We start from the raw sequence: 25,180 nt of genomic DNA on the forward strand, positions 1-25,180 counted from the left end.
GGGCATGGCCGCAGCGGTGAACTGCTTATAGGTGGCCTGGGCGCTCAACCAGCGGCGCAGTCCGTGCGTGCATATCCAGCCGCGCTTTTAAACGCACCAGATTCCAGTAGTGGCCATTCAATGCTCGCGAGAGAAGTAGCGTATCCGCGGGAGGCTGCAAGCGGTCCATCGCCGCCCACACTTTGGGCGACAGCTCACGCAGGCGGCGGTGTACGCGCACATCGCTGAAATCCTGCTCCCCCGGTTCAAACAGTGGAGCAACACTTTCCGCAGCCTCGCGGTAGAGCGCCAGCGGTGCGCCTTGACCTTGACGGCCACCCAAGTTGACGAGTGCGTCATCCATGGCCATGGGGTCGTGATCAAGCGTGGCGCTGAGCAATTGCATCATCGCCTCAATTCGCGCTTCGGGCACCGCAATCACAGCACCAAAATCGTAAATAATCAGCCGACCTTGCTCATCTGCCGCGAAATTGCCGGCATGCGGGTCGGCATGCAGCTCGCCGTGGGTAAACAGCTCCTGGGTAATCCAGTCGGCAAGCGTAGTGGCCACCTTCTGGCGCACTGTATCATCGGCGCTTTCCAGCTCACGTAGCGGCGTACCGGGCACGTAAGACATGGCCAGAACATGTTGGCCCGAAAGCTCAAACAGCGGCCTGGGTATGATGATTCGAGAATCACTCTGGTAGCGCTCTCGGTACCGCGCCAGGGCGTTTGCTTCTGCCTGATAATCCAGCTCATCGCGAAGCCCCGCCGCCAGCTCTTCAAACAGCGCATCCAGGCGCGCCTGAGGCACCTTGAACCAACGGCCCAGCCCGATAATGCGCCGCACCTGTTTTAAATCACTTTCCAGTACATCCGCCAAACCGGGGTACTGCACTTTCAGCACCACCGTTTTGCCCTCAAGGGTGACTGCCTTGTGCACCTGGCCCATGGAAGCGCTGGCAAAAGGCCGCTCTTCAATTTCGGTAAAATACTCATGGATATCGCCGTACTGAAGCACCAAGGCTTCATGGATACGCGGCCAAGGCATCGGCTCTGCCTGGCGCTGCAAGCGCGCCAGCTCATCGGCTAAATCGGGCGGCAACAGGTCGTCCCACTGCGACATCATTTGAGCAAGCTTCATTGCCGGGCCTTTAAGCTCGGAAAGCCCTTCGAACAGCGCCTCACCTAACGCACGCCAATCCGCCTGGCCGCCCAAGCGCGTTTTAAGCAGCGCACCACCCGTGCGTGCACCCAGGCCCACTAACCTGCGTGTTCTACCGCGTTCGCGCATATCAATCCCCACTGCCCTGCCCTATAAGTCACCGCTACTGTTACCATAGGCGCATTTCGAACAGACGTTAAGGCCACGCTTCGCATGCGCTTGATTATTGCCGAAAAACCCAGCCTTGCCCGGGCCATTGCTGAAGCGCTGCCGGGAAGCTCCAAACGCCAGGAAGGCGCTATTGTGTGCGGTGATACCACCGTGACCTGGTGTTTGGGCCACCTGCTTGAGCAGTCCCCACCAGAGGCCTACGACCCCGCCGATAAACAGTGGCGGCTGGACCGTTTGCCCATTGTGCCTGGCACCTGGAAGCTGGCACCGCGTTATAAAGCGCGTGGGCAGCTAGCGGTGATTCGCAAGTTAATCAAGCAGGCCACTGATGTTGTTCATGCTGGCGACCCGGATCGAGAAGGCCAGCTACTGGTGCAGGAAGTGATCGAGCACCTGAAGTACCGTGGCCCGGTCCAACGCCTGTTAATCAGCGACTTGAACCGCCCAGCGGTCAGTCGCGCCCTCGCCAAACTGCGCTCCAATCAAGAATTCCAGCCGCTCTTTCAGGCAGCGCAAGCGCGTTCACACGCTGACTGGCTGTATGGCATCAACTTGACCCGTGCTTGGACACTCACCGGCCGCCAGGCGGGCCACGATGGTGTACTTTCCGTTGGCCGTGTGCAAACACCGGTACTCGGGCTGATTGTGCGCCGCGATAACGCCATTCGAGATTTCAGGCCGTACCCGTTCTATCCGCTCTGGGTGGACTTACAGGTTGAAAAAGGTCAGCTACGCGCTTGGTGGGCACCCAAGGAACACCAGCCGCTGGATGATCAAGGCCGCTTGATTGACCGCACGCCTGCCGATGCACTGGCCGCCCAATTGCCGGGAGCTATCGGCCAGCTCACCAAGCTCGACCAGCAGGAAAAACGTCAGGCGCCGCCGCTGCCCTACTCGCTTTCCGCACTTCAGGTCGATGCCGCCCGACGCTTTGGGCTTTCCGCACAGATGGTGCTGGATATTTGCCAGCGCCTTTACGAGCAGCACAAGCTGATCACCTACCCGCGCTCCGACTGTCGCTATCTGCCCGAAGAGCACTTGGCCCTTGCCCAGCGCAGTTTAACCGGCGCCTGCCAAAATGATGACACACTCAGGCAATGGCTGAATGGTGCCGATTTCTCGCTGCGCTCAAAGGCGTGGAACGACAAGCAGGTGGGTGCCCACCACGCCTTGGCGCCTACCGGCAAGCCTGCTGATTTCAGTCAGCTCTCGGCCACCGAAGGCCACGTGTTTCGGCTGGTGGTGCGCAACGTCATGGCCCAGTTCTATCGCCCTTTTCGCACCTTTGAAGTGAAAGCCGAGTTCACCCTGTTAAACGAGGCGTTCCGTGCCCGCGGTCAAAGCATTCTCGACCCTGGCTGGAAACCGCTTTTCACCACGAAAGAAGAAGCGCCGCCGCTGCCATCGCTTACCCAAAATGAGCACTGCAAAGCGCTGGGTGCAGGCGTAGAGGAAAAGGAAACCCGCCCACCCGAGCCGTTTACCGATGCCAGCCTAATCAAGGCGATGATGAACATCGGCCGCTACGTGGATGACCCGAACGTTCGCAAGACCTTACGGGACACCGATGGCCTGGGTACCGAAGCCACCCGCGCCGGTATCATCGAAACCCTGGTGCAACGCGGCTACCTGGTGCGCCAACAAAAAGCCCTACGTGCCACCAAACTGGGGAACGCGTTAATCACCGCCCTACCCAGCGCCGTCAGCACGCCGGAACGCACCGCCCTTTGGGAGCAGCGCTTGCGCGCCATTTCAGAACAGCAGGATGATGCAGGCGCTTTTCAGCAGGCCCTGCTGGAAGACCTTCGCGCCCTGCTCGAACAAAGTGACGCGAACAAACTCAGGCAGAGTTTGCAAACAGCCCAAGGTGCAGCGGGTAGCCCGGCAAAGCCAAGGAAAAGCACTAAAACCAAACGCGCCAGCTATATGAAACGCAAACCTGCCAAGCAACGCTGACTGGGGGTTCAACTTTGGCGACGCCAGCAAGTTAATGAAACACGGCCCCCAACACCTATAAGACACCTTGTTACACTAAAGCCTGTCATGCCTTTTTTTATTAGAGCTAGGCCCCGATTTCATTATCGCCTGAACAGAAAGTTCACGTACGCCATGGATGCTACGCATTGTAAGAAACTGCTTGCGCTCGACCAGTCCAACACCCCCGACGAAGCTGCCGCTTGAATCTTCAAGCGCGATCAGACAAAGTATCACCACATATAAACAAGTGGTGACACTTTGTCTGAATCCTGCTCCGCCCGATCTTTTCGGACTCAACTTCAAACCCTGTTCCGCCAGCAAGGCGGTAAGCTTCGCCTGAGTGAGGCCCTGACACTGGGTATCAGCCGGTACCAGTTCTATCGCCTTCGTGATGAAGGGCTGATTGAGCCGGTCAGCCGTGGCCTCTATCGACTGGCGGACCTTCCCCCGATTGATAATCCAGATTTGGTGGCCACCGCCACCCGTTTTCCCCATGCCGTGCTCTGCTTGATTTCGGCGCTAGACTGGCACGGCATTACCACCCAGATTCCTCACCAAGTGCATCTAGCGGTGAAACGGGATGCCCGTCTGCCGGTTCTGGATTATCCGCCGGTGGCCGGTTATCGGTTCTCAGGGCAGGCCTTCAGCACAGGCATCGAGCAGGTAGAAGTAGATGACATCACGCTACAGGTCTACAACCCGGAGAAAACCCTGGCGGACTGCTTCAAGTTCCGTAACCGTATCGGCATGGATGTGGTGCTGGAGGCGCTTGAGCTCTACCGCAACCGTAAAACATTCCGGCCTGGGAAACTGATGGAATACGCCAGCATCTGCCGAGTTGCGAAGGTGATGGCGCCCTATGTAGAGGCCAAGCTTTGAGCGGAATCACTCAGTCAACGAACCAACAAGATGACAGGAGACTACGGTGGCCAAAAACATCGCCGCGTCTGTGCGCCAGAAGTTGCTGAATAAATCCCGAGAAGAAAAACGCCCCTTCCAAGAGTTACTACAGTACTTCGCTATGGAGCGGTTTCTTTACCGGCTTAGCCAATCGACTCATAACCGCAGTTTTACGCTAAAGGGTGCCCTACTGCTTTGGGTTATGCAGGGGCCGGACATTCGGCCGACGCGTGATATCGATATGCTGGGTCAAACAAGCAATCGCCCAGATGCCATTCTGGCCCAAGTGAGCGATGTGTTGGCTACGGGCGTAATGGATGATGGATTATCGTTTGACTTAAATACGCTAAAAGCCGAAACCATTACCGAAGACGCCGACTATCAAGGGATTAGGGTGACGTTTACCGGATTTCTCGATAATGCCAAAATCCCCATGCAATTGGATATTGGTTTTGGCGACATTATTTTTCCGCTGCCTTCCTGGCAGACATTTCCCGGCCTACTAGGCTTCCCTACCGACAGAATTCTTTGTTATACACCGGAATCATCCATTGCTGAGAAGTTTCAGGCGATGGTCCATCTGGGTGAATTGAACAACCGCATGAAAGACTTTTACGATATTTGGATACTTTCGCGGCAGCACTCTTTCACGCTTTCGAACCTGGATGGCGCTATAACAAGAACCTTTGCTAACCGACATACGGCACTCCCTGAAACTAACCCTTTTTCTACCGCTTTCGTGGACAGCAAGCAGCCACAATGGCAGGCGTTCCATAAGCGCCTTGGCCAAGACCATGTGCCGGAGGCGTTTTCGGAGGTTGTCGTAGCGGTGTTGGAATTTCTTGGCCCCGTCATAGAGAAAACACCCGCTAATCCCGTGCACAAAATCTGGCACCCACCCGGTCCATGGAGTCCGCAGCCCAGCCAAGCGTACGAGCAAGCCAAAAAAGAGCTATACAAAGAGAAAAAGTACCAGTGGGAGTAAGAAGTAGAATAACGATGACGGGATGAACACCTCTTAACCCATATTCTTGCGCCAAGCGGCGCGACTGTCTATACAGAAGGTAGATACGGCATCGCTGCCCTTAAATAGTAGCCAGTGTGGATCGCTCAGCGGCAGAGGCCTTGACCCATTCGACTTAGCTCATTCGAGGAGTTCCAGCATGATACGACGCACGCTCCCCCTCCTTGTTGCCTTGCTAAGCACTGGCGCCACCATCACGCTTCAGGCCTCCGAACCAGCAGCGCCTCAGAATGAAAGCGGCGTACTTCCCAACGCCATGCCCGAGAAGCCGAATATAGATACCGGCACGGCGGGTACCACCAGCGGCATTACCGGGGCGAATATGGATCAGGAGGATGAGACCACCGGTGGTGGTCAATCCCGGGGCGATGCCATGTTCCAGACGTCGGACTCTCAGCCCGATGCTGGGTCCACCTACGAAACCGAGACACCTGAGCGCGAGGAAGCACTTTTGCCGGATGAACCGCTGGGTGCCGACGACAGTGGGCGCCGGGAAGACGGTGAATCTCAGGGCAGCACGTCCGATTCGCCCGAATAAGCCGTTAATAGCAAGCCCTAGTGGCAACCTTCTCATTGGACAAACGACACCGCGACGCACCGACAAACAAGAACAGACGCACTATGCTTAACGGATATGCCATCTCAGGAAGTGACGACATTCAGAACAAATCGATAGGAGGCCGGGATGACTCTGAAGGTTACGCGAAGACAGTTTTTTAAACTCGGGGCAGTCGGCATGGCCACCTCCAGTATGGCCATGATGGGCTTTGCACCTGAGCCCGCGCTCGCCTCAGTTCGCCAGTTCAAGCTTACCGGCGCCAAGATAACCCGCAGCAACTGCACCTACTGCTCGGTGGGCTGCGGCGTGCTGCTCTATAGCCGCGGCGATGGGGCGATCAACAGCATTGATAACATCTACCATGTCGAGGGCGACCCGGATCATCCGGTCAGTCGCGGCTCGCTGTGTCCCAAGGGTGCGGGGCTGCTCGACTACATCCAGAGTGAATCGCGCCTCAAGTATCCTCAGGTACGCGAACCCGGCACTGATGAGTGGAAACGCATCAGTTGGGACGACGCGCTGACACGTATCGCCCGGCACATGAAGGATGATCGCGACGCCAACTTTGTCACCCAGGACGATGCAGGCAATACCGTCAACCACTGGACCACGACCGGGATGCTGGCGGCGTCCGCCTCGACCAACGAGACGGCGTACCTGACACAGAAGATAGTCCGCAGCCTTGGCATGGTGGTACTCGACAACCAGGCGCGCGTCTGACACGGACCGACGGTGGCAGGTCTTGCCCCAACATTCGGTCGCGGTGCCATGACCAACCACTGGGTCGACATCCGCAACGCTGATCTTGTTCTCGTCATGGGTGGCAATGCCGCCGAGGCGCATCCCGTTGGTTTTCGCTGGGTGATGGAAGCCAAGGAGCACAACGATGCCCGTTTAGTGGTGGTCGATCCCCGCTTCAACCGCACGGCAGCGGTGGCGGACTACTACGCGGAAATTCGTACCGGCACCGATATCGCTTTTCTGGGCGGTCTGATCAGCTACTTGATCGAAACCGATCAGATCCATCATGAGTATGTACGCGCCTACACCGACGCGAGCCTCATCGTGCGCGAGGATTTCGGCTTCGAGGATGGCCTGTTCACCGGCTACAACGCCGAGAATGGCGACTACGACAAAGAGACCTGGCGGTACGAGTATAACGACGAAGGCTATGCCCTGCGCGACGATACGCTCCAACACCCCCGCTGCGTATTCCAATTGATGCGCGCGCATTTCAGCCGCTACACCCCTGATGTGGTCTCTTCAGTGTGCGGTACGCCCCGCGACAAGCTTCTGCACGTCTGGGACATGGTCGCCGCGACCGTCGTGGACGACAAGACCATGACGATCCTCTACGCACTGGGGTGGACGCAGCACTCGATCGGCTCGCAGATCATTCGCACTGCGGCGATGCTCCAGTTGTTACTTGGCAACATGGGCATGCGCGGGGGCGGCGTCAACGCTCTGCGTGGGCACTCCAACATCCAGGGGCTGACCGACCTCGGGCTGCTCTCGGACTTACTACCTGGATACATGTCGCTGCCCGAGGCCGATGAGCAGGATTACGACGCCTATATCCTTGATCGCTCCCGCCCGGACCTCCTGCCTGGTGAAGTGTCCTACTGGCGCTATTACGAGCGTTTTCATATCAGCCTGATGAAAGCCTGGTTCGGCGATGTGGCCACCGAAACAAACAACTGGTGCTATGACTGGCTGCCCAAGCTCAGCGAGACCCTGTATGACGTGCTGCATACCTTCGAGCGGATGAGCCATGGCGACATCACCGGCTATATTTGCCAAGGGTTCAATCCGCTGGCCGCCTTTCCGCATAAAGCCAAGACTAGTGCGGCGCTTTCCCGCTTGAAGTACTTGGTGGTCATCGATCCGCTGAGAACCGAAACCGCCGAGTTCTGGAAGAACCATGGCGAATTCAACGATGTGAACACCGCCGAGATCGATACTGAAGTGTTCCGCTTGCCGACCACCGCATTTGCCGAGGAAGACGGTTCCATCGTCAACAGCTCACGCTGGCTGCAATGGTTCTGGGCAGCGGCACCGCCCCCGGGCGAAGCGATTCCCGATACCGCCATTCTGGCGGGCATCTTCTTGCGGATGCAGCAGATGTATCGTGACGAAGGCGGCGCCTTTTCAGATGCGCTGCTCAATCTAAGCTGGCCCTATCGTTACCCGGCAGAACCCAGCGCCAACGAAATAGCCCGGGAGTACAACGGTTGGGCACTCGAGGACGTGGTTGATGAACAGCGCAATATTGTCTGCCGGGCGGGCGAGCAGATCGAGGATTTCGGCATGCTGCGTGCCGATGGCAGCACGGCGAGCGGCTGTTGGATCTTTGCCGGTTGTTGGACCGATGAAGGCAACCAGATGATCCGCCGCGACAACTCCGACCCTTACGGCGTCGGCCAGACGTTGGGCTGGGCCTGGTCGTGGCCGGCCAACCGGCGAATCCTTTACAACCGGGCAAGCGCGCGTCCCGACGGCACACCGTGGGCCGAGCGCAAGGCGGTCGTCTGGTGGAATGGCAATCGATGGGTGGGTAATGACGTTCCTGACTTCCCGGTGGAATCTGCGCCGACAGAAGCTCAGGGCCCCTTCATCATGAACCAGACGGGCCGAGGGCAGTTCTTTGCCCGTGACCGCATGGTCGAAGGGCCTTTCCCGGAACACTACGAACCGTTTGAAACGCCCATCGCCAACAACCCGATGCACCCCAACAACCCACTGGCCAAGAACAATCCAGGCGCGCGGGTGTTCGAGCAGGATCGGGCCAATTTCGGCACCTTCGAGGAGTTTCCGCATGCGGCGACGACCTATCGCCTCACTGAACATTTCCACTACTGGACGATGCACAACCGCTTGAACGCCATCGCCCAGCCGGAAAAATTCGTGGAGATTGGCGAAATCCTGGCCAACGAACTGGGCATTGCTAAAGGCGACCGAGTCCGCGTCAGCTCCAAGCGCGGCCATATCGAAGCGGTGGCGGTGGTGACCAAACGCATTCGTTCATTGCAGGTAGCGGGACATACGGTGCACCAGATAGGCATCCCGATTCACTGGGGTTATCTGGGCGAAACCAAGCAGGCTCACCTGACCAATACGCTGACGCCCTCTGTAGGTGACGCCAATACCCAGACGCCGGAGTTCAAGTCGTTCCTGGTACGGGTCGAAAAGCTATAACGCAAGGAGGAGAGCATGCGTGGGGAACAAATCAACTCGCAGAATATCATCGCCCGCTCAGCGACCTCAGTACCTTCGCCTCAAAGGCGAAGCGGCAGCGTTGAAACTGTCACCAAGCTGATTGATGTATCCCGCTGCATCGGTTGCAAGGCATGCCAGGTGGCATGCTCTGAGTGGAACGACTTGCGTGACGAGGTGGGTGAATGCGTGGGTGAATACGACAACCCGACTGACCTTACGCCCGACTCCTGGCAGGTAATGCGTTTCAACGAGCACGAGAACGAGCAAGGCAACCTGGAGTGGCTGATCCGGAAGGACAACTGCATGCACTGCGCCGAACCGGGCTGCCTTGAGGCGTGCCCGGCACCTGGTGCTATCGTCCAGTACGCCAACGGCATCGTTGACTTCAACTCCGAGCACTGTATTGGTTGCGGCTACTGTGTCACTGGCTGCCCTTTCGATGTTCCACGGATTTCGAAGAAGGATTCCAAGGCCTATAAATGCACACTGTGTTCTGATCGTGTCTCTCATGGCCTGGAACCAGCCTGTGTAAAATCGTGCCCTACCGGTTCGATCATGTTCGGCACCAAGGAGGACATGCTCGATCTCGCTGAAACGCGCACCGATTTTCTCAAAGGGCGTGGCTTTGAAAATGCCGGTATCTATGACCCTCAAGGAGTGGGCGGCACCCATGTGATCTACGTGCTGCAGCATGCCGACAAACCGGAGATCTACAGCGGCTTGCCCAAGGACCCGCGCATCAGTCCTCTGGTCGAGGGTTGGAAAGGTATAACCAAGCCACTGGCCTCAGCAGCTATCGGGCTTGCCGCATTTGCCGGGTTCTTCCACTACCTCACCGCAGGCCCCAAGGAAACACCGGAAGAAGGAGTGGAGGACGAGGAGCCTGAGGAGGAACAGCCATGAATGAGTCAAAACCGCATGCCAAATCCGATCCAGGCATCCTGCGATATGATACGTTTTCACGCATCAATCACTGGCTCGTCGCGATCAGCTTCGTGATGCTGGTGCTCAGTGGGCTGCCCTTTTTTCACCCCTTCTTCTGGTCGTTAACCGGCCTGTTCGGCGGCCCGATCATGACGCGCATCCTGCACCCGTATATCGGGCTGTGTATGACGCTATTTTTCATGATCATGGCAATCCGCTTCTTCAAGGTGAGCCTGATCAAGCGCCATGACGTTCAGTGGCTCAAACAGATCAAGGACGTGCTGAGTAATCATGACGAGCGTCTGCCGCCGGTAGGTAAGAACAATGCCGGGCAGAAGCTCGTTTACTGGATCATGGTGCTCTGCGTGCCATTGTTGCTGGTAACCGGTCTACTCATCTGGCAACCCTACTTTGCCGATGCCGTCCCCATCACACTACGTCGGTTGGCCGCCGCTGGGCATGCTTATGTGGCTTTCCTCGCGATCATTACCTTGATCATCCACATTTACTCGGGTATCTGGGTGAAGGGTTCGTTCACCGCCATGATTCGTGGCCGGGTCAGCAAGCCTTGGGCGAAACATCATCATGATTTATGGTACGAGGAGGAAATGGACAAAGAGCGCAAGGAGCGCGAGATGACCAAGCAGCCGCACACGACCATGACAAGAGAGGAGCCCAAGTGAATCACGCATATGGCAATGCCCCGATGGGCGTTATTGATCCCCCCTCCGTGGTGCTGCCCGAGCAGGAGCACTTTGCCCAGCGCGCGCAGCGCCTGCGTGACCTCTCCGAGCGTATCGAACCGCTGCGTGATTTCCTGGCCTTTATGGCACAGCTCTCCCAAGCACAGCAGCGGGCACTCGAGCACAATACCCCAGCGTGGCTGCCCGAGCCGGACGCCTTTGCGCTGGCCTTGGAGCACGGCATGCCGCCGCTGGGTGCCCAAGCGCTTTGCCGCGACATCGATTTTCGTAGTGAACTCACCGCACTTCTCGATGGCCTTGACTTGCATATTGGTGAGGCGCAGCGGCCATTGCTCGACACTCTGCGTAAGCTGCCCAAGGAGGAAATCGACCACCTCGCCCAGGAAGTGCTGGAAGCGCGTCCCGGCCCTGAAGCAAGGCGTGGGCTGATGCCCTTGGTAGCGGCAGCGTTGCAAGTGGCCTGGCTGCGCTTGGCACGCACCCTGCCCCAACCGCCAAAGCGCCCCTCCGCCGAGGCCCGCTCGATCTGCCCCTGTTGCGGCTCACGGCCGGTGGCAAGCATCATTCAGATCGATTCTAAACGCAGCGGGGTGCGTTACCTGCAGTGTGGGCTATGCGCGACACAATGGTATCTGGAGCGTTCCAAGTGCAGTGTCTGCGATCAGAGCGGCAAGCTTGACTACCTGAGTCTCGAAGACGAGAGCGGCGAGCGCCTGCTTCCTACTCAGGCCGAGACCTGTGGCGACTGTCACTCCTATCTCAAAATCATGCCACGTGAGCTCGATGCACATGCTGACCCCCTCGCTGATGACCTTGCGAGCCTAGCGCTGGATCTTCTGCTTGCCGAGGAAAAGCAGTATTTTCGTAGCGGCTTCAACCCGCTGCTCATCGTTGGCGAATAAGGGCATCCCCGAGCGACCATGGACGACCCGCGCTCAGCCATGCTATACCTTGGGATTTGAATCCCGGCATGGATTGAAAACAACAATGGACGTTCGACGCAGCCTGCCCGCCGTAGACACTCTGCTGACCCACCCCACTCTGCAGCAAGCCCAGCAGCGCCATGGTGGGCGCCTGGTCAGGCAGGCCATCCGCCTGACCCTTGAGAGCGAGCGCTCGCGCCTTGCGGGTAGTTCCGAGGCTGCCGAGCATCAACTTGCCGCCCTCTCTGTCGATACACTCACTGCCCGAGTACTTGAACGCCTGGAACAGCTGGTACGGCCTAACAACCGCAGCGTATTCAATTTGACCGGTACGGTGATTCATACCAACCTCGGCCGCTCGCCACTTGCCGAACCCGCCATTGAGGCCATGGCCGAAGCCGCCCGCCATCCCATGGCACTTGAGTACGACTTGGAGAGCGGCGGCCGTGGCGACCGCGACCGCCTAGTGGAACCCCTGCTCTGCGAGCTGACCGGCGCCGAAGCAGCCACCGTGGTCAACAATAACGCAGGCGCAGTACTACTGGCTCTGAGCGCTCTGGCCAGTGGTCGCGAGGCGGTCATTTCACGCGGCGAGTTGATTGAGATAGGCGGTGCCTTTCGCATGCCCGACATCATGGTCGCGGCAGGCTGTCGGCTGCATGAGGTAGGCGCTACCAACCGCACCCATGCCAAGGATTTCCAGGCCGCCATGGGCGAGAGCACCGGGTTGATCGTCAAGGCACACACCTCCAACTACGCCATCACCGGTTTTACCAAGAGCGTGCCCGAGCGCGAACTGGCGAATATTGCACACGCGCAGGGAGTCCCCTTCATGGTTGACCTGGGCAGCGGCGCACTAGCCGACTTCTCCGCGCTTGGACTACCTCATGAAGAGCAACCTCGCGAGGCAATCGCCGCCGGAGCCGATGTTGTCACCTTCAGCGGCGACAAGCTACTGGGCGGCCCGCAGGCAGGCATCATTGTTGGCCGCCGTGACCTTATCGATACGATCAAGCGCCATCCATTAAAACGTGCCCTGCGCCTGGACAAGCTGACCCTGGCCGCCCTGGAAGCCACCCTGCGTCTTTATCGTGACAGTGACGCGCCCCAGCGAGACATTCCCACGTTGGCAATGTTGACGCGTACTGACGTCGAGATTGCGGCGACCGGCGAGCGTTTACTCTCCGCCGCCCAGGCTTTGCTCGACGACATCGATGTTACCCTGGCCCCCTGCGTGAGTCAGCTCGGCAGCGGCTCGCTACCCGTTGACCGGCTGCCGAGCTACGCGCTGGTCTGGCGCCCACTAAACGGTGACCGCCGCGCCAGGGAACGGTGCCTCAAACGCATCGAGACAGCGTTTCGTCAGCTCCCCCGTCCGGTCATCGGCCGCCTTAACGAAGGTGCTCTCTATCTCGACCTGCGCTGTCTATACCGTCCTGAAGACGTCGACGCCTTCGCTGCACAATTCTCGATCTTGAAGCAGCGCTACGAGAGCCACCATGACATGTCCCAGGACGGCCAGCCATGATCGTCGGCACTGCCGGCCATGTCGACCACGGCAAGACCGCCCTGATCCAGCGGCTGACCGGTATCGATACCGACCGCCTCAAAGAGGAAAAAGCCCGTGGGCTGACCATCGAAGCTGGTTTCGCTTATCCCGAAGTCGCGTCAGGCGTCGAGCTCGGCTTTGTCGACGTGCCCGGGCATCATCGGTTCCTGCATAACATGCTCGCGGGTAGTGCTGGCATCGACACGGCCCTGCTGGTGGTGGCCGCCGACGATGGTGTAATGCCCCAGACAATCGAACATGTCCAAATTCTCGACCTGCTCGGCGTCGACCGCGGCGTGGTGGCACTGACCAAGATCGACCGAGTCGACGAACTACGGCGACAGGAAGTCAGACAAGAGATCACCCAACTGCTGGCAGGGACCCAGCTCGCCAAGGCGCCGCTGTATGACGTCTCGAGCCATAGCGGTGAAGGCGTAGCGGCACTGCGTGACACACTATGGTCCCAGGCGGCCGAACAGCATGCGCTCTCTGCTTATGGGCATTTCCGCCTTAGCGTGGACCGCGTCTTTGCGCTGCCGGGTGCCGGTCTGGTAGTGACCGGCACCGCCCTCAGTGGCTGCATTGCCAAGGGTGACATGGTGCGCCTGGTACCCGACGGCCATAAGGCCAGAGTACGCCAGCTGCGGCGCCAGCACCGCGAGAGCGATCAGGCACACCAGGGTGACCGGGTAGCGCTCAACCTTTCAGGCACTGGGGTGGAACGGGATCGCATCCGTCGCGGCGACTGGGTGGTCGCCGATGCACTGGAAACGCCGCCCATCAAACGCCTCGACGCCCAGCTAAGGTTGCTCGACTCTACCCCACCGCTCAAGCACTGGACGCCAGTCCATATACACCTGGGGGCCGCCCATCTCATGGGGCGGGTCTCGCTTCTCGAAGGGCAACGACTCGAACCAGGCAAAAGCATGCTGGGCCAACTGGTCTGTGATAGCCCGGTACATGCCTGCCTGGGGGATCGTTTCGTCATCCGTGATCATGGCGGGCATATTACCCTGGGTGGCGGAATCGCACTGGACGGCGAACCACCCCGCCGTGGTCAGCGCGCTCCCGCTCGCCTAGCCTGGTTGGCGGCACTGGCGGAATGCGCAAACACCAAGCCACCTTACGATCTTCATGAACCGCTGAGTGCTGCGCTTGATCTCCATCCCGAAGGCCTGGATCTTACTGGCATGGCGCGTAATCTTAATATCAGCGTTCAGGATCTAGCGCCGCTGGTCGAGGCATCCGCAGGTCAAGTCCTCACTGCCGAAGGCGAAGTTAGCGCTTTCTCCAGGCAAGCCATCGAATCGCTTAGAGAGCGGATTATCCAAGTAATCGCCAGTAATCACCAGAACGAACCCGCCATGCTGGGGACCGAGCGCGAGCGACTAAATCGCCAGGCCGCCCCTCGGTTACCGGCTCCCCTCTTCCGCGGCCTGCTGAAACAACTGATCGAGGCGGGCCAGCTTGATAGCAATGGGCCCTTCATTTCTCTGCCTGGCCATCGCGCAGCACTTAATGAACACGACGAGGCGCTCTGGCAACGGCTCGAACCTCTTCTCGCGGAAGTCCCCTTCCAGCCACCCCGGGTTCGCGACCTGGCAGCAAGCGGTGGGCTTGATGAACAGTGTGTTCGCCGGGTGCTAACAGCCTGCGCTCGCCTCGGCAGGCTCTACCAAGTACGCAAGGACCACTTCTACCTCGCCTCAGCGACACATGAACTGGCCAATATCGCGCGTAAGCTGATGGACGAGCACGGCACTATTCGCGTCGCAGAATTTCGCAACCGCATCGGTACCGGACGCAAATTGGCCATTCATATTCTCGAATTCTTTGATAGGATAGGTTTTACACGCCGGGTGCAAGATGAACGCTACATTCGCCGTACTGCCCTGTGGAACTAGGCAACCGCTCAAGGAAGAGGATCGACCCCCGGTGGGGCGGCCAGACTTCAAATCTGGCAGGGGCTGCCAGCAGTCTTTGGTGGGTTCGACTCCCACGCTCTTCCGCCACTCTTTTTGACTCTTCCCCCAGCCTCGCTATTTGAGCCAAATCAGATTCCGCCATGAAACTCACAGACGGCGAAGCATCAGGTCACGTAAGATAACGGTATAAAATACGATACTATCAAGCCGAAGGCGTTGATAGCCTGCCAGGCACTGCCATCACCCAGTCGCGAAGCGCCAACATCGTTGGATCGTTGCGGCGGCTTTCAGGGTAGGCCAAAAAGAAGGCGCGGTCTTCAAGTTCAGGGCCAAAAGGGTGTACCAGGCGCCCTTCGGCCAGCTCATCTTCAATCAGTTGACGGCTCATCAGCATGACACCCTGCCCTCCCACAGCCGCTGAAATAGCGTGGCTTTCGTCAGAAAAAGCCAGCCCGGCGCCGACATTCAACCCTGGAATCTGGGCGGTTTTCTGGTAACCCAGCCAATCCATGGGCGATATAATTACTCCCTGGGGTCGAAAGTGAATCAGCGGATACTTCGATAGATCCTCCCCTGCATGCTGAACAAGCTGTGGGCTGCAAGCCGGAATCAACGTGGTATCAAACAGCTTCTCGGCTACTAACCCTGGCCAGCGTCCATCGCCATGCCGAATGGCAAGGTCGGCGGTTACCCCATCTAACGCAACGGGCTCGTGGGACGCATGGATTCGCAGGTCAATGTCTGGGTGAGATTCGCGCAGTATGCAAACCCAGGGCAGCAACCAACGCACGGCCACCACCGGCGTGGTCGTCAGCGTAATGCCCCTGCGCTCGGGCATGGTACTCAAGCGCTCAATGGTGTTGCTGATATTGTCGAATGAAGATTCCAGCACCTGCTGCAGCTCGCGGCCTTGCGGCGTCAATTCCAGTTGCCTGGGCCTGCGTACAAACAGCGCAATGCCCAGAGCCTCTTCAAGCCCACGAATCTGGTGACTAATGGCCGTGGCCGTTACCGAGAGCTCCTGCGCTGCCTGTTTGGCACTTTCATGGCGAGCAGCCGCTTCAAAAGCGCGAAGTGCCGAAAGCGAGGGTAATCGTCGAGAATTCATGAATGAGTTTTACTCACCTATACCTGCAAGAAAAGGTCGTTTGTTACGGCGCACAATCCAAGTCTAAGCTACGTCTGTTGTTAATCATAGATGAGCTCAGCTCAGAACAGGAGACTATCCATGCCGCATATCCTACATATAGACGCCAGCGCTCGCCCGGGGATTGCAGGAACAGACAATCATGGCTCTCACAGCCGTCACCTTACCGATCAGTTTGCCAAACAATGGCAATTACGCCGCCCGCAAGACATGATCACCTATCGCGATATAGGCCAACACCCGCCATCCTTTCTCAACCACGACTGGATCGCGTCGGCTTTCACGCCTGAAGAACAGCGGGCACCCTGGATGAAGGATGCACTAGCAGAAAGCGACCAACTGGTTGATGAATTAATCGCCGCGGATGTCGTAGTGATCGGCACGCCGTTCTACAACTTCGGCATGCCTGCCGCCCTCAAAGCGTGGATCGACCAAGTAGTACGCCCCGGTCGAACGGTGGATATCGATGAGAGTAACCCGACCGATCCTTACGTTCCAAAACTTTCTGACCGGCCAAGGCATGCGGTTGTTCTTACTGCCAGAGGCGGGATAGGCTTTGATATCGGTGGAAAGATGGCGCACATCAACCACCTGGAGCCCAATTTAGCCACTGCACTGGCGTTTATTGGCATCACTAAAATTCACTATATCGCCATTGAAGGGCAGGAAGTAGGCGGGGAGGTATTGGCGAAGTCAGTTGCTGACGCAAGAAGGAAAGTCGAACGGCTCGTTGATGAGTTGCAGGTGATGACATGGCGAGACACACAAATATCTGAACCGGCATAAAAGCAGCAAGCAGCATTCTTACTATCAAGGTCGGCGCGTTAGGTGCGGGTATCGCTAACCCAGGATATCCGCACCTTTATGCCCCTCTGGCACGCCCTGAACCAACAGCACATCGCCCTCGGTATGCCGGGTACGAAATGGGCGAATCGTCTTATAAGCATCGGAGTCATACCACCCCTGTGCTTGTTCCATAGTAGGAAACTCAATGACGACCATATCGCCAGCCCACGCACCCTCAAGAGGCGTGTATGGCCCACCATGAACAAGGTATTTACCTGAGAAAGGAGCGAGCGTTGCGTCGATACGCTCTAAATAGTGTTTAACCTCAGGATCGAATCGAGTTTCTCGAATGAGAGCAACAGCGTAGGCAGGCATCATCCCCCCTTGATTAGACGAAATAATTTTCTGAACAACGAAAGCCTAGAGCAAACACTTTAAATAACGAACCCACTTATCACTATATCGATTTAACTGACAATAACTCTCCATAAATTTAATTTTTATTAAACCAATAATGCTTCACTGCTGCACTGGTTAGAGGCCTCCATTCAGGGTTTCGCAAATAAAGTCCCTTTTTGCTGCTGTATACGCTTCTCTATCCAACCTATATTTCGCCGCCCAACGCCTATCGATCAGAGAGGCGTTATATTCCATGGAAGTTGAAAAGAGGCAGCAGCCGAGCCCGTTTCGCTTCAAACAGAGTTGGCCAATCAGTACTGTATGAGCAGAGTACTATCTTCTCGTTAGTCGCTCGGTTCAAGGACTCTGCCTCATTCATGCTATGGATACTCCCCGCCTTGAAAATGGCGACGCTCAATCACTCTTCTATCAGCAGCGGCGGCATGGGGCATTCCAGCATATCGGCAATGACGCGAAACAGCTCGGCCTCTGCGGGCTTTATTTGCCCACTATGCTCAATACAGCGGGCCATGGCCTGCAGAACAGCAGGCTTTTGTTGCGGTCGTAAACGACGCAAGCGGCTGACTGCGGGGCCCAGCGCTTTGATATTAGGGGCCTCTCTTTTTACGTTTAGTGCAAACGGCAGCTCTTTTTCAGCGGCATCTAGCGCAGCGCTTACCTTTTCGTGGTCACTCTGCCCTGCCCAGGCCAGCACGTTGAGCAGCCGCTGGCACTCCTGCTGTAAATCGCTCAGCTTACGAACAGCAGGGCCACTATCTTTCTTTCCCAGGCCCAGGTGATGAACCAGCCAGTGATACAGTGTCCACTCAAACAGGCTGACCTGATTATCCGCATTGATCAGTTCTACCATGCAGTGCCGAAAATGCGTGGCCTGATCCACTGACAGGTTTTTTAACGCTGGCAACGCCAATTCCATCAACGGCAGGCGAAGCTGGTCTCTAAGCATTAACACGTCGCCGGCATGGTTCATGACTTCACGATACACATCGGGCAAGGCTGTCTGCTGAAGTGATGCCAGTTGCTGCTTACGCACCTCGATACTCTGGCTCAACAGCAGTGCGTACATTAATGCGCGTACTGCATAAGGATCGTGGGCGGCGTCGACGAGCCGCTTAGGCAATGCATTGAGCATGGTACGTGCCTGGGCCAAATGGCGTGGGCCGGGTTGCCCCATTGAGGCAATCGCCATGCGGGCCGAGGTGCCGTTCATGGTTGCTGCGCTGGAGTAAGCGTGGGCGGAGGGGGTGTCTGCAAAGCCAACCACTGACTCACCTCCCGCTTTTTCCACGTCACCGTCAAAAGATGCACTTAGCGGCGCGTTAAATTCACCGTTCCAGCTTGGCATAACGCGTTTGATGCGCTGGCGTATCGGCGGGTGGGTCGCCAATAAGCGAGTGAAACCAAGCTTCATGCCTTGGCCGAAAAACAGGTGGCTATATTCGCTCGCTTGGGAGGCTTCTATTCTGGCCCCCTGCGTAAGGGAGCCAATCTTGATTAACGCTTGGCCGATGCCATTGGGGTTACGCGTATATTGAACGGCGGAGGCGTCGGCCAGGTATTCTCGCTGGCGGCTCACGGCCGCCTTGATCCAGTTGCCAAAAAACGTGCCCGCATAACCAATGACGGCCAGGGCAACACCCAAGGCAAGTACGACGACAGCGCCTTTGCCATTTGAATTGTTGCGCCGCACAGCTCGACCACGCGACGTCGTACTGCGCAGCAGAATATAGCCTAACAGTCCGATCAGAAGCACACCGTGAAGTACGCTGATCAAACGCATGTTCAAGCGCATATCGCCATGCAGAATGTGGCTAAATTCATGGGCAACCACGCCTTGTAGTTCCTCGCGGTTGAGGTGATTAATCGCCCCCTGGGTGATCCCGATCACGGCATCGCTGGTATCATACCCGGCGGCGAAAGCGTTAATACCCGCTTCCTGAAGCAGATAAACCGGTGGAACCGGCGTGCCCGAGGCAATTGCCATTTCTTCCACCACGTTGAGAATACGGCGCTCGTTAGCGTTTTCGGTGCTGGGGCTGATTTCTCGTCCGCCCAGCGCCTCGGCCACTACTTTACCGCCGCCGCGACGCAGCTGAGAGCGCTTGAAAAGCCCGCCGAGACCCACTAACGCCACCACGCCAAGCGCAACCACGGCTACCAGTTCTGGGGATAGCGCAGCCAACAGGTTATTCGCTGTCACGCTGCCTCGGTCATCTCTCATGAAATGCACGACGATTGCGATCACGACAGTGGTGACCGCTATCAGGGCGATTACCGCCGCTATCAATAAAACAACCAGTTGCCCGGTTTTACGTCGGGCGTTGTCCTGAGCCGTAAAGAAATCCATGCACACCTATCCTTGTCGGTTCAAGAACGCTTCAAAACGATATTTTAGGCGCTGACTGAATCTGGGCGCTGTCCTCGAACTCCAGGAAGGAAGCGTCCTCGCCATGCCCCAACAGGCCTGCTACGGCCACCGGAGGGAAGCTCTGGCGGTAAGTGTTGTATTGCATGACAGCGTCGTTGAACGCCTGGCGGGCAAAAGCGACCTTGTTTTCAGTACTGGTAAGCTCTTCAGAGAGCTGCTGCATGTTTTCAGAGGCCTTGAGGTCCGGGTAAGCTTCCATCACCACATTAAGCCGCCCCATCGCTTGGCTTAGCGCACCTTCTGCCCCGCCCAATTCGGCCATCGCTTTGGCGCTCCCTGGGTTGGCGGCCGCCGCTTTGAGCCCCGCCGCCGCTGAATTGCGCGCTTCAATCACCGACTGAAGCGTTTCGCGCTCGTGGCTGAGATACCCTTTGGCGGTTTCGACCAGGTTAGGTATCAAGTCGTGACGGCGCTTTAGCTGCACTTCAATTTGAGCAAAGGCGTTTTGAAAACGGTTTCGCAGGGAAACGAGCCGGTTGTACACACCGATAAGGTAGAACGCGATAACCGCTATTATCGCTACGATAATGATAGTTAAAACCATAATTGATCCTTCCTGTGGTTAATAAAAAACTATTACGCATCACGACCTGACGGCTTTACTTGGCGAGTTTAGGCAAAAACTCTATATCCATGTGATATTTCTGGGGATCATTCTGCTCGATAAAGACAGCAATGGTATCCGTATTGATATAAGGCGAGGGATCAAACCAGATATTCTGGCTTTTAAACACATGTACTTGCATGGTAGCGGGATTCAACCACTGCGTTATCACCTGATAAGGATGTTTTCCATTGACCGAAAGTTTCAATACGGTACAAATTTGTTTAGTGCAGTGATCTTAATACCTTTGATTTAACACTACGCCACTCCGTATGGCGTAGTGCTTATGATACAAGCCTTGCTTACATCACTTCTTCACCATTAACCGTCAGGACGCCGTCTTGCCAGGTCAACGTCTGCTCTTCAAAGTCCGGATCGATTAACAGAGCATAAGGCATGGGAATGAGTGAAAGTACCATCTGGGGAGGTGTCGTTACGCCAATATCCAAGCTCAAGCGGTTTTGGAGGTACTCTTGCGCCTCCGGTGTGCTCATCCTGTCTTGCGATGCCTGAAGCTGCTCGGGTAACGGCAAACGGTTATCCCATAAAGCGCTGTATAGCGCCTCCTTGGAAAGTTCTTCACCATCAAAGCGGATATCCGCCGTAATGCGGGGATTAAAATCGATACCCAGCATGGGCAGCGTAACGTGCGCTTCCAGCGGTTGGAACGCCATTGAGGGACTCGCAATCAGGACATCATAGCCTCGTTCGATAGACTGGATCAGTAGTTCACGCTCTTCCTGCTCATCGCCGCGTACACCGGTCTCTTCATACTCTGCACGCATGGCTTCCAGCGGTGCATAGGCTTCCTGAAGCGCCTGAAATGCTGACATATCCCAGTTCTTGGCATCGATATCAAGTGACAGGCTGCCCATTGAGGTGCCGTCGGCGCCGATATCGGCTATCTTAAAACGGCCGCCTGAATTGACGATTTGGCTATCACCTACGGATTCAGACTCGGCCTCAAGCTCAATGCCATCTATATAAACATTGACGCCCTCCGCCAAAAACTCAATTTTGGGTATTTCCAGACGTTGATGTATCAGGCTAGACGCTTCCTGGGAGCTATTTTCAAAGCGTGGCGAGACAATCCGAAACGAGTCGTTCTCGTCATTGACAACAATTTCACGTGCCTGGCCGTCTACCTTCCACACGTCTTCATCTTCAAGATCAAGATCCACTACCAGGTCGTGCAGAGTGCCGTCAAACTCAACGCCGCTTAACGAACCTGCCGTCAACTGCCCCGTGACGGCGCTGCGAGTCGCGACCAGATCAACGTCGATATCCCCGCTTAGAAACTGCTCGTTGGGATGAATCGTGCCGGTAATCGGGCTATTGATAATGCCGTGATCCACCAGCAGATTTACCTGGGCATTGGCGTTTTCAACACCTTCCATACCGATCGTTGCCGTCGCCGTTGTATTGAACAACGATTTATCAATCGTTACGTCGCTTGCATACCAGGAAACAGAATCATCCAACTGCGCAAAGGTTTGGGCTAGCACTTTTTCCACCTCATTACCCACCACCGCTTGGGCGCCTATATATCCCCCTGCCCCGAGCACTACAACACCAGCAGCGGTCAAAATTAACGTCTTGGAAGTTGCGGGCATATCACTATCCTTAATAAAAATGATTATTAATTATCCTGTATTTAAGAATAAAAACCCACTGTTAATTCAGTTCATGGCTAGCTATTAAAGAAAGAAAAAGCGAGGCGAAGACTCATATTCTTCGCCATTAAACCGCATAGTCATAGCATTACGCTGCTTGCGGTTATTTGCCATCAGGAAGCAAGAAGTACCATGTTACCCATCAACCCAAGCAGAAACCCAGCGACAGCACCGATTGCCGGCATTCCATGTTGTTCGAGCTTGGACCCAGGGGCAATATCCTGAAAAACAAGGTACAAAATACCTGCACTCGCAAATAGCATTAGCGCTCCCATTAACACATCGTACTGTGCCAATACGTAATAGCCGGTTGCTGCTGAGATGGGCCCCACTAATGCCAAGCCGCTAAATGCCAGTATGATTTTATTGGAAGATAGTTGAGTATTATTATTGCTCAGTTCTTCGTAAGCGTTAAAACCCTCAGGCAGATTTTGTAAAATCATTAATAGTGCAAGCAGCAACCCTGTGCCTTCGCCTGCTGCAAAGGCAGCACCCAAGGCAATCGCTTCAGGGATAAAATCAGATAACATTGCCACCAGTTGGCCTACCGAGCTATTGAGTTTTTTTAAGTAGGCATCAAGGAAGTAAAAACATACCCCACCAGCAGCAAAACACAAGGCGGCCGGTACAAGCGGTAACTTACTAGCACCTTCAGGTACCAATACCAGAGCGACCGCTGACATCAGCGCTCCACCACCAAAAGCAATAATGAAATGTCGCCAGGAATCCCCTAAAAGGGAGGGATGAACCAGGTCAAACTTAGCTAATAATGCCCCGATGGGCATTGCGGCACCTGCCATTAATGATAAAAGAAGGATAGTGATAATTTCAGCCATAAAATGTCAGATTAGCCTCTTTTCAACCACCGTTGGTTCACCGGGTTGTCCGGCATTTCTCGCTGCCTCCCAAGCGTTTCAGAGCACCGAGCCGTATCGTATTTTCGCCCCTTGCGTTTGTTCAGCTTATGAAGGTCCATAAGGCCATGAATGCCGCAAATTAACGGGGTGCGTCTCACGCTTATTTGTTACCAGAATCATCTTCTTTCGATCCTGAAGCCACAGGCCTTTTCTTGGTTATTGCGCGTGAGAAGAAAGGCACCACATACAGCACTGTCCAGGCCAGCACGGTACACAAAACGGCCGTTTGCTCACGCCCAAGACCAACGGCGACACCTATAGCCGCTGTAAACCAAATGCCAGCCGCCGTGGTAAGCCCGGTAGCAAATAGATCATTTTTACGGGTGATAATACTTCCAGCACATAAAAAACCAATGCCGCTAATAACACCTTGAATGACCCGACTCATCTCTGCATCTGAAATGCCTGTTTGCTGCGGGATTAATATAAATAACGCCGCCCCCATGCACACAAGCATGTGGGTACGTATTCCAGCTGGCTTACCGCTCTGTTCACGCTCAAGCCCCAAGAGGCCACCGAGAAAAGCAGCCATTAGCAACCGAGTCACTACAATAATAAATTCACTTAGGTCATTAAAATCAGAAAATTCAGAAATAACAATATTACTCACTGACTCCATTGCCTCAGCCCTGTCGTTAACGCGCGATGAGTGAACATCTTTTATCTAATTCAACCGTTACGTGCTGCCTCAATGGTGGCAATATCAATTTTTTTCATCTGCATCATCGCTGCAAACGCGCGTTTTGCAGCGGCAGGATCCGAGGCAGTGATCGCTTCAATCAGCGCCACAGGCGTTACCTGCCAAGACACGCCCCATTTATCTTTACACCAACCACACGCGCTTTCTTGCCCGCCATTACCCACTATCGCGTTCCAATAGCGGTCCGTTTCGGCCTGATCATTGGTTGAGACCTGAAAGGAAAACGCTTCGCTATGCGTAAACTCAGGCCCACCGTTAAGCCCCAGGCATGGAATGCCCAGCACGGTAAACTCAACGGTCAACACATCCCCTTCCTTACCGGCTGGAAAGTCTCCCGGCGCGCGGTGAACAGCACTGACAAACGAATCAGGAAAGGTATCTGCATAAAAGCGTGCGGCTTCTTCTGCGCGACCATCGAACCAAAGACAAACCGTATTCTTTGCTGGTGTTGCCATGACACTTCTCCAATCAAAACGAAACAGCCAATGATGGGTATGACATTGTAATGCGGCGCACCCCAGCCTCCTTTAACAGCTCCTCCCAAGATGATTACTGAGGAATCACCAAGTCTTATCAGCACCTGGCGGGCCTATATCGAGCTGCATATCAGGGGCAATATCCACCACTCCGTTGACCTTTTTAAGCCGCTCAACGGTAATGTCATCTGCCGCCCCGGTGATGCACCCAATCTCCTCAAACACCTCTCTGATGGTGAGCCCTTCGTCACTAAGGCGCGAAGCTATGTCATTGATCGATTGATCTTCAGAAATCGTGATTATCCAAAGCGCTATTGTCGGCATCGATCATCCTCACCTAAGGTGCCTGTACCAACCCGGCCCCAACACGGGAACCAGAGGATGGTAAAGGCTTTGCAGAACCCAACAGCCGTTGCCAGAGTTTCATACCGCGCAGCGAGGCATCTGACTCAGCCCAAAGGGCGGCGCAGCCTGCAACGTGGGGCGTCGCCATACTGGTTCCGCTAATCGTTTTATGATGTACCGGCCGGGGCCAGGACGAAAAAATGTCGCCACCGGGTGCGGCAATTTCGATTTTGCCGGCGTTAGAAAAGCTCGAAGGCTTTAAGTTGGCGTCAATAGATGCAACCGACATGATAGTAGATGAGTTGGCAGGCGCTCCCGTATGGGCAGAAGAGTTTCCTGCGGCAGCAATAATCAGACACCCTTTACGCAGAGCCGCAGCACCCGCGTGGGTGTAGGCAGCTTGCACAGGACTTTGACTGCCCAGCGACATCGAAATGACGTCACATCGATTGGCGATCGCCCAATTCATTCCCGCAAGTACTCCCGCCCCCGTACTGCTACCCGAGTTGGTGAGCACCTTTCCAACCAGCACCTGCGAATCGGATGCGATACCGTAGCGAGGAGCATTTTCGAAAGGCATCCTGGGGCCGCAGGCCGTGCCGATACAGTGCGTTCCGTGACCATTGATATCTTGAACCGGCTCTCCTACGAATGAGCAGCTAATAAAC

General features: G+C 56.0%; 22 protein-coding genes and 1 tRNA gene. 12 read left to right on the forward strand and 11 right to left on the reverse strand.

What is annotated here, in order from left to right:
- Positions 1-25: 25 nt before the first annotated feature.
- On the reverse strand, positions 26-1,273 hold the full coding sequence (locus ACT3TJ_RS14240; protein ID WP_444622148.1) for an ABC1 kinase family protein: 1,248 nt from the start codon (positions 1,271-1,273) through the stop codon (positions 26-28).
- A gap of 84 nt (positions 1,274-1,357) precedes the next feature.
- Here ACT3TJ_RS14240 and ACT3TJ_RS14245 point away from each other — a divergent pair, with 84 nt between their 5' ends.
- The 11 genes from ACT3TJ_RS14245 (at position 1,358) to ACT3TJ_RS14295 (ending at position 15,103) form a co-directional block, all read left to right on the forward strand.
- On the forward strand, positions 1,358-3,271 hold the full coding sequence (locus ACT3TJ_RS14245) for a DNA topoisomerase III (protein ID WP_444622149.1): 1,914 nt from the start codon (positions 1,358-1,360) through the stop codon (positions 3,269-3,271).
- A 279-nt stretch (positions 3,272-3,550) separates the two neighbouring features.
- Positions 3,551-4,171, forward strand: a complete 621-nt coding sequence (locus tag ACT3TJ_RS14250; protein WP_444622150.1) for a type IV toxin-antitoxin system AbiEi family antitoxin domain-containing protein — start codon at positions 3,551-3,553, stop codon at positions 4,169-4,171.
- Positions 4,172-4,217: 46 nt separating this feature from the next.
- Complete coding sequence (locus tag ACT3TJ_RS14255; RefSeq protein ID WP_444622151.1) at positions 4,218-5,177, forward strand: nucleotidyl transferase AbiEii/AbiGii toxin family protein; 960 nt, start codon at positions 4,218-4,220, stop codon at positions 5,175-5,177.
- A 178-nt stretch (positions 5,178-5,355) separates the two neighbouring features.
- On the forward strand, positions 5,356-5,754 hold the full coding sequence (locus tag ACT3TJ_RS14260) for a hypothetical protein (protein ID WP_172116477.1): 399 nt from the start codon (positions 5,356-5,358) through the stop codon (positions 5,752-5,754).
- 153 nt (positions 5,755-5,907) lie between these two features.
- Positions 5,908-8,970, forward strand: a complete 3,063-nt coding sequence (fdnG, locus tag ACT3TJ_RS14265) for a formate dehydrogenase-N subunit alpha (RefSeq protein ID WP_444622166.1) — start codon at positions 5,908-5,910, stop codon at positions 8,968-8,970.
- 15 nt (positions 8,971-8,985) lie between these two features.
- Complete coding sequence (fdxH, locus tag ACT3TJ_RS14270) at positions 8,986-9,894, forward strand: formate dehydrogenase subunit beta (RefSeq protein ID WP_444622152.1); 909 nt, start codon at positions 8,986-8,988, stop codon at positions 9,892-9,894.
- Entirely contained in the window at positions 9,891-10,598 is a 708-nt protein-coding gene (locus ACT3TJ_RS14275) for a formate dehydrogenase subunit gamma (RefSeq protein WP_444622153.1), read from the forward strand. Before fdxH ends, ACT3TJ_RS14275 begins: the two co-directional genes overlap by 4 nt.
- Entirely contained in the window at positions 10,595-11,521 is a 927-nt protein-coding gene (gene fdhE / locus ACT3TJ_RS14280) for a formate dehydrogenase accessory protein FdhE (protein ID WP_444622154.1), read from the forward strand. The genes ACT3TJ_RS14275 and fdhE overlap by 4 nt, the downstream gene beginning before the upstream one ends.
- Positions 11,522-11,606: 85 nt before the next feature.
- Complete coding sequence (selA, locus tag ACT3TJ_RS14285) at positions 11,607-13,070, forward strand: L-seryl-tRNA(Sec) selenium transferase (protein WP_444622155.1); 1,464 nt, start codon at positions 11,607-11,609, stop codon at positions 13,068-13,070.
- Entirely contained in the window at positions 13,067-14,995 is a 1,929-nt protein-coding gene (gene selB / locus ACT3TJ_RS14290) for a selenocysteine-specific translation elongation factor (RefSeq protein WP_444622156.1), read from the forward strand. Before selA ends, selB begins: the two co-directional genes overlap by 4 nt.
- A 12-nt stretch (positions 14,996-15,007) precedes the next feature.
- A tRNA-Sec gene (locus ACT3TJ_RS14295) sits at positions 15,008-15,103 on the forward strand.
- Between the two features lie 115 nt (positions 15,104-15,218).
- On the opposite strand, the gene ACT3TJ_RS14300 is transcribed toward ACT3TJ_RS14295, so the two are convergent.
- Complete coding sequence (locus ACT3TJ_RS14300; protein ID WP_444622157.1) at positions 15,219-16,124, reverse strand: LysR substrate-binding domain-containing protein; 906 nt, start codon at positions 16,122-16,124, stop codon at positions 15,219-15,221.
- A gap of 120 nt (positions 16,125-16,244) precedes the next feature.
- Between ACT3TJ_RS14300 and ACT3TJ_RS14305 the strand changes: the two genes are divergently transcribed.
- On the forward strand, positions 16,245-16,949 hold the full coding sequence (locus ACT3TJ_RS14305) for an FMN-dependent NADH-azoreductase (RefSeq protein WP_444622158.1): 705 nt from the start codon (positions 16,245-16,247) through the stop codon (positions 16,947-16,949).
- Positions 16,950-17,003: 54 nt separating this feature from the next.
- Here the strand turns inward: ACT3TJ_RS14305 and ACT3TJ_RS14310 are convergent, their stop codons facing one another.
- From ACT3TJ_RS14310 to ACT3TJ_RS14350, 9 genes are all read right to left on the reverse strand, one after another.
- Positions 17,004-17,324 carry a DUF1330 domain-containing protein gene (locus ACT3TJ_RS14310; RefSeq protein ID WP_193056331.1) on the reverse strand — a complete coding sequence of 107 codons (321 nt, stop codon included), beginning with the start codon at positions 17,322-17,324 and terminating at the stop codon, positions 17,004-17,006.
- A 442-nt stretch (positions 17,325-17,766) separates the two neighbouring features.
- Positions 17,767-19,716 carry a M48 family metallopeptidase gene (locus ACT3TJ_RS14315; RefSeq protein ID WP_444622159.1) on the reverse strand — a complete coding sequence of 650 codons (1,950 nt, stop codon included), beginning with the start codon at positions 19,714-19,716 and terminating at the stop codon, positions 17,767-17,769.
- Positions 19,717-19,747: 31 nt separating this feature from the next.
- Complete coding sequence (locus tag ACT3TJ_RS14320; RefSeq protein ID WP_172116468.1) at positions 19,748-20,341, reverse strand: LemA family protein; 594 nt, start codon at positions 20,339-20,341, stop codon at positions 19,748-19,750.
- Positions 20,342-20,703: 362 nt separating this feature from the next.
- The gene (locus ACT3TJ_RS14325) at positions 20,704-22,014 is read right to left on the reverse strand and encodes a DUF945 family protein (protein WP_444622160.1); all 1,311 of its coding nucleotides are present in this window, start codon (positions 22,012-22,014) and stop codon (positions 20,704-20,706) included.
- Between the two features lie 173 nt (positions 22,015-22,187).
- Positions 22,188-22,910, reverse strand: coding sequence for a ZIP family metal transporter (locus tag ACT3TJ_RS14330; protein WP_193056328.1), 723 nt, complete (start codon positions 22,908-22,910; stop codon positions 22,188-22,190).
- A gap of 181 nt (positions 22,911-23,091) precedes the next feature.
- Positions 23,092-23,610, reverse strand: a complete 519-nt coding sequence (locus tag ACT3TJ_RS14335) for an MgtC/SapB family protein (RefSeq protein WP_444622161.1) — start codon at positions 23,608-23,610, stop codon at positions 23,092-23,094.
- A gap of 50 nt (positions 23,611-23,660) precedes the next feature.
- Positions 23,661-24,146 carry a VOC family protein gene (locus tag ACT3TJ_RS14340; protein ID WP_444622162.1) on the reverse strand — a complete coding sequence of 162 codons (486 nt, stop codon included), beginning with the start codon at positions 24,144-24,146 and terminating at the stop codon, positions 23,661-23,663.
- Between the two features lie 105 nt (positions 24,147-24,251).
- The gene (locus ACT3TJ_RS14345) at positions 24,252-24,491 is read right to left on the reverse strand and encodes a hypothetical protein (protein WP_444622163.1); all 240 of its coding nucleotides are present in this window, start codon (positions 24,489-24,491) and stop codon (positions 24,252-24,254) included.
- A gap of 13 nt (positions 24,492-24,504) precedes the next feature.
- Positions 24,505-25,180, reverse strand: a 676-nt coding sequence (locus tag ACT3TJ_RS14350; protein ID WP_444622164.1) for a S8 family serine peptidase, incomplete at its 5' end; no start/stop codon positions are given.

It is taken from the genome of Halomonas sp. AOP30-A1-24, from assembly GCF_052378165.1.
Classification (GTDB): domain Bacteria; phylum Pseudomonadota; class Gammaproteobacteria; order Pseudomonadales; family Halomonadaceae; genus Vreelandella; species Vreelandella citrativorans.

Coding starts and splice junctions, on each gene's coding strand:
- ACT3TJ_RS14245 (WP_444622149.1), top strand. CDS start 1,358: ATGCGCTTGATTATTGCCGAAAAACCCAGCCTTGCCCGGGCCATTGCT.
- ACT3TJ_RS14310 (WP_193056331.1), bottom strand. CDS start 17,324: ATGCCTGCCTACGCTGTTGCTCTCATTCGAGAAACTCGATTCGATCCT.
- selB (WP_444622156.1), top strand. CDS start 13,067: ATGATCGTCGGCACTGCCGGCCATGTCGACCACGGCAAGACCGCCCTG.
- ACT3TJ_RS14335 (WP_444622161.1), bottom strand. CDS start 23,610: ATGGAGTCAGTGAGTAATATTGTTATTTCTGAATTTTCTGATTTTAAT.
- ACT3TJ_RS14275 (WP_444622153.1), top strand. CDS start 9,891: ATGAATGAGTCAAAACCGCATGCCAAATCCGATCCAGGCATCCTGCGA.
- selA (WP_444622155.1), top strand. CDS start 11,607: ATGGACGTTCGACGCAGCCTGCCCGCCGTAGACACTCTGCTGACCCAC.
- ACT3TJ_RS14315 (WP_444622159.1), bottom strand. CDS start 19,716: ATGGATTTCTTTACGGCTCAGGACAACGCCCGACGTAAAACCGGGCAA.
- ACT3TJ_RS14260 (WP_172116477.1), top strand. CDS start 5,356: ATGATACGACGCACGCTCCCCCTCCTTGTTGCCTTGCTAAGCACTGGC.
- ACT3TJ_RS14300 (WP_444622157.1), bottom strand. CDS start 16,124: ATGAATTCTCGACGATTACCCTCGCTTTCGGCACTTCGCGCTTTTGAA.
- ACT3TJ_RS14330 (WP_193056328.1), bottom strand. CDS start 22,910: ATGGCTGAAATTATCACTATCCTTCTTTTATCATTAATGGCAGGTGCC.
- ACT3TJ_RS14305 (WP_444622158.1), top strand. CDS start 16,245: ATGCCGCATATCCTACATATAGACGCCAGCGCTCGCCCGGGGATTGCA.
- ACT3TJ_RS14240 (WP_444622148.1), bottom strand. CDS start 1,273: ATGCGCGAACGCGGTAGAACACGCAGGTTAGTGGGCCTGGGTGCACGC.
- ACT3TJ_RS14325 (WP_444622160.1), bottom strand. CDS start 22,014: ATGCCCGCAACTTCCAAGACGTTAATTTTGACCGCTGCTGGTGTTGTA.
- fdxH (WP_444622152.1), top strand. CDS start 8,986: ATGCGTGGGGAACAAATCAACTCGCAGAATATCATCGCCCGCTCAGCG.
- ACT3TJ_RS14345 (WP_444622163.1), bottom strand. CDS start 24,491: ATGCCGACAATAGCGCTTTGGATAATCACGATTTCTGAAGATCAATCG.
- ACT3TJ_RS14340 (WP_444622162.1), bottom strand. CDS start 24,146: ATGGCAACACCAGCAAAGAATACGGTTTGTCTTTGGTTCGATGGTCGC.
- ACT3TJ_RS14320 (WP_172116468.1), bottom strand. CDS start 20,341: ATGGTTTTAACTATCATTATCGTAGCGATAATAGCGGTTATCGCGTTC.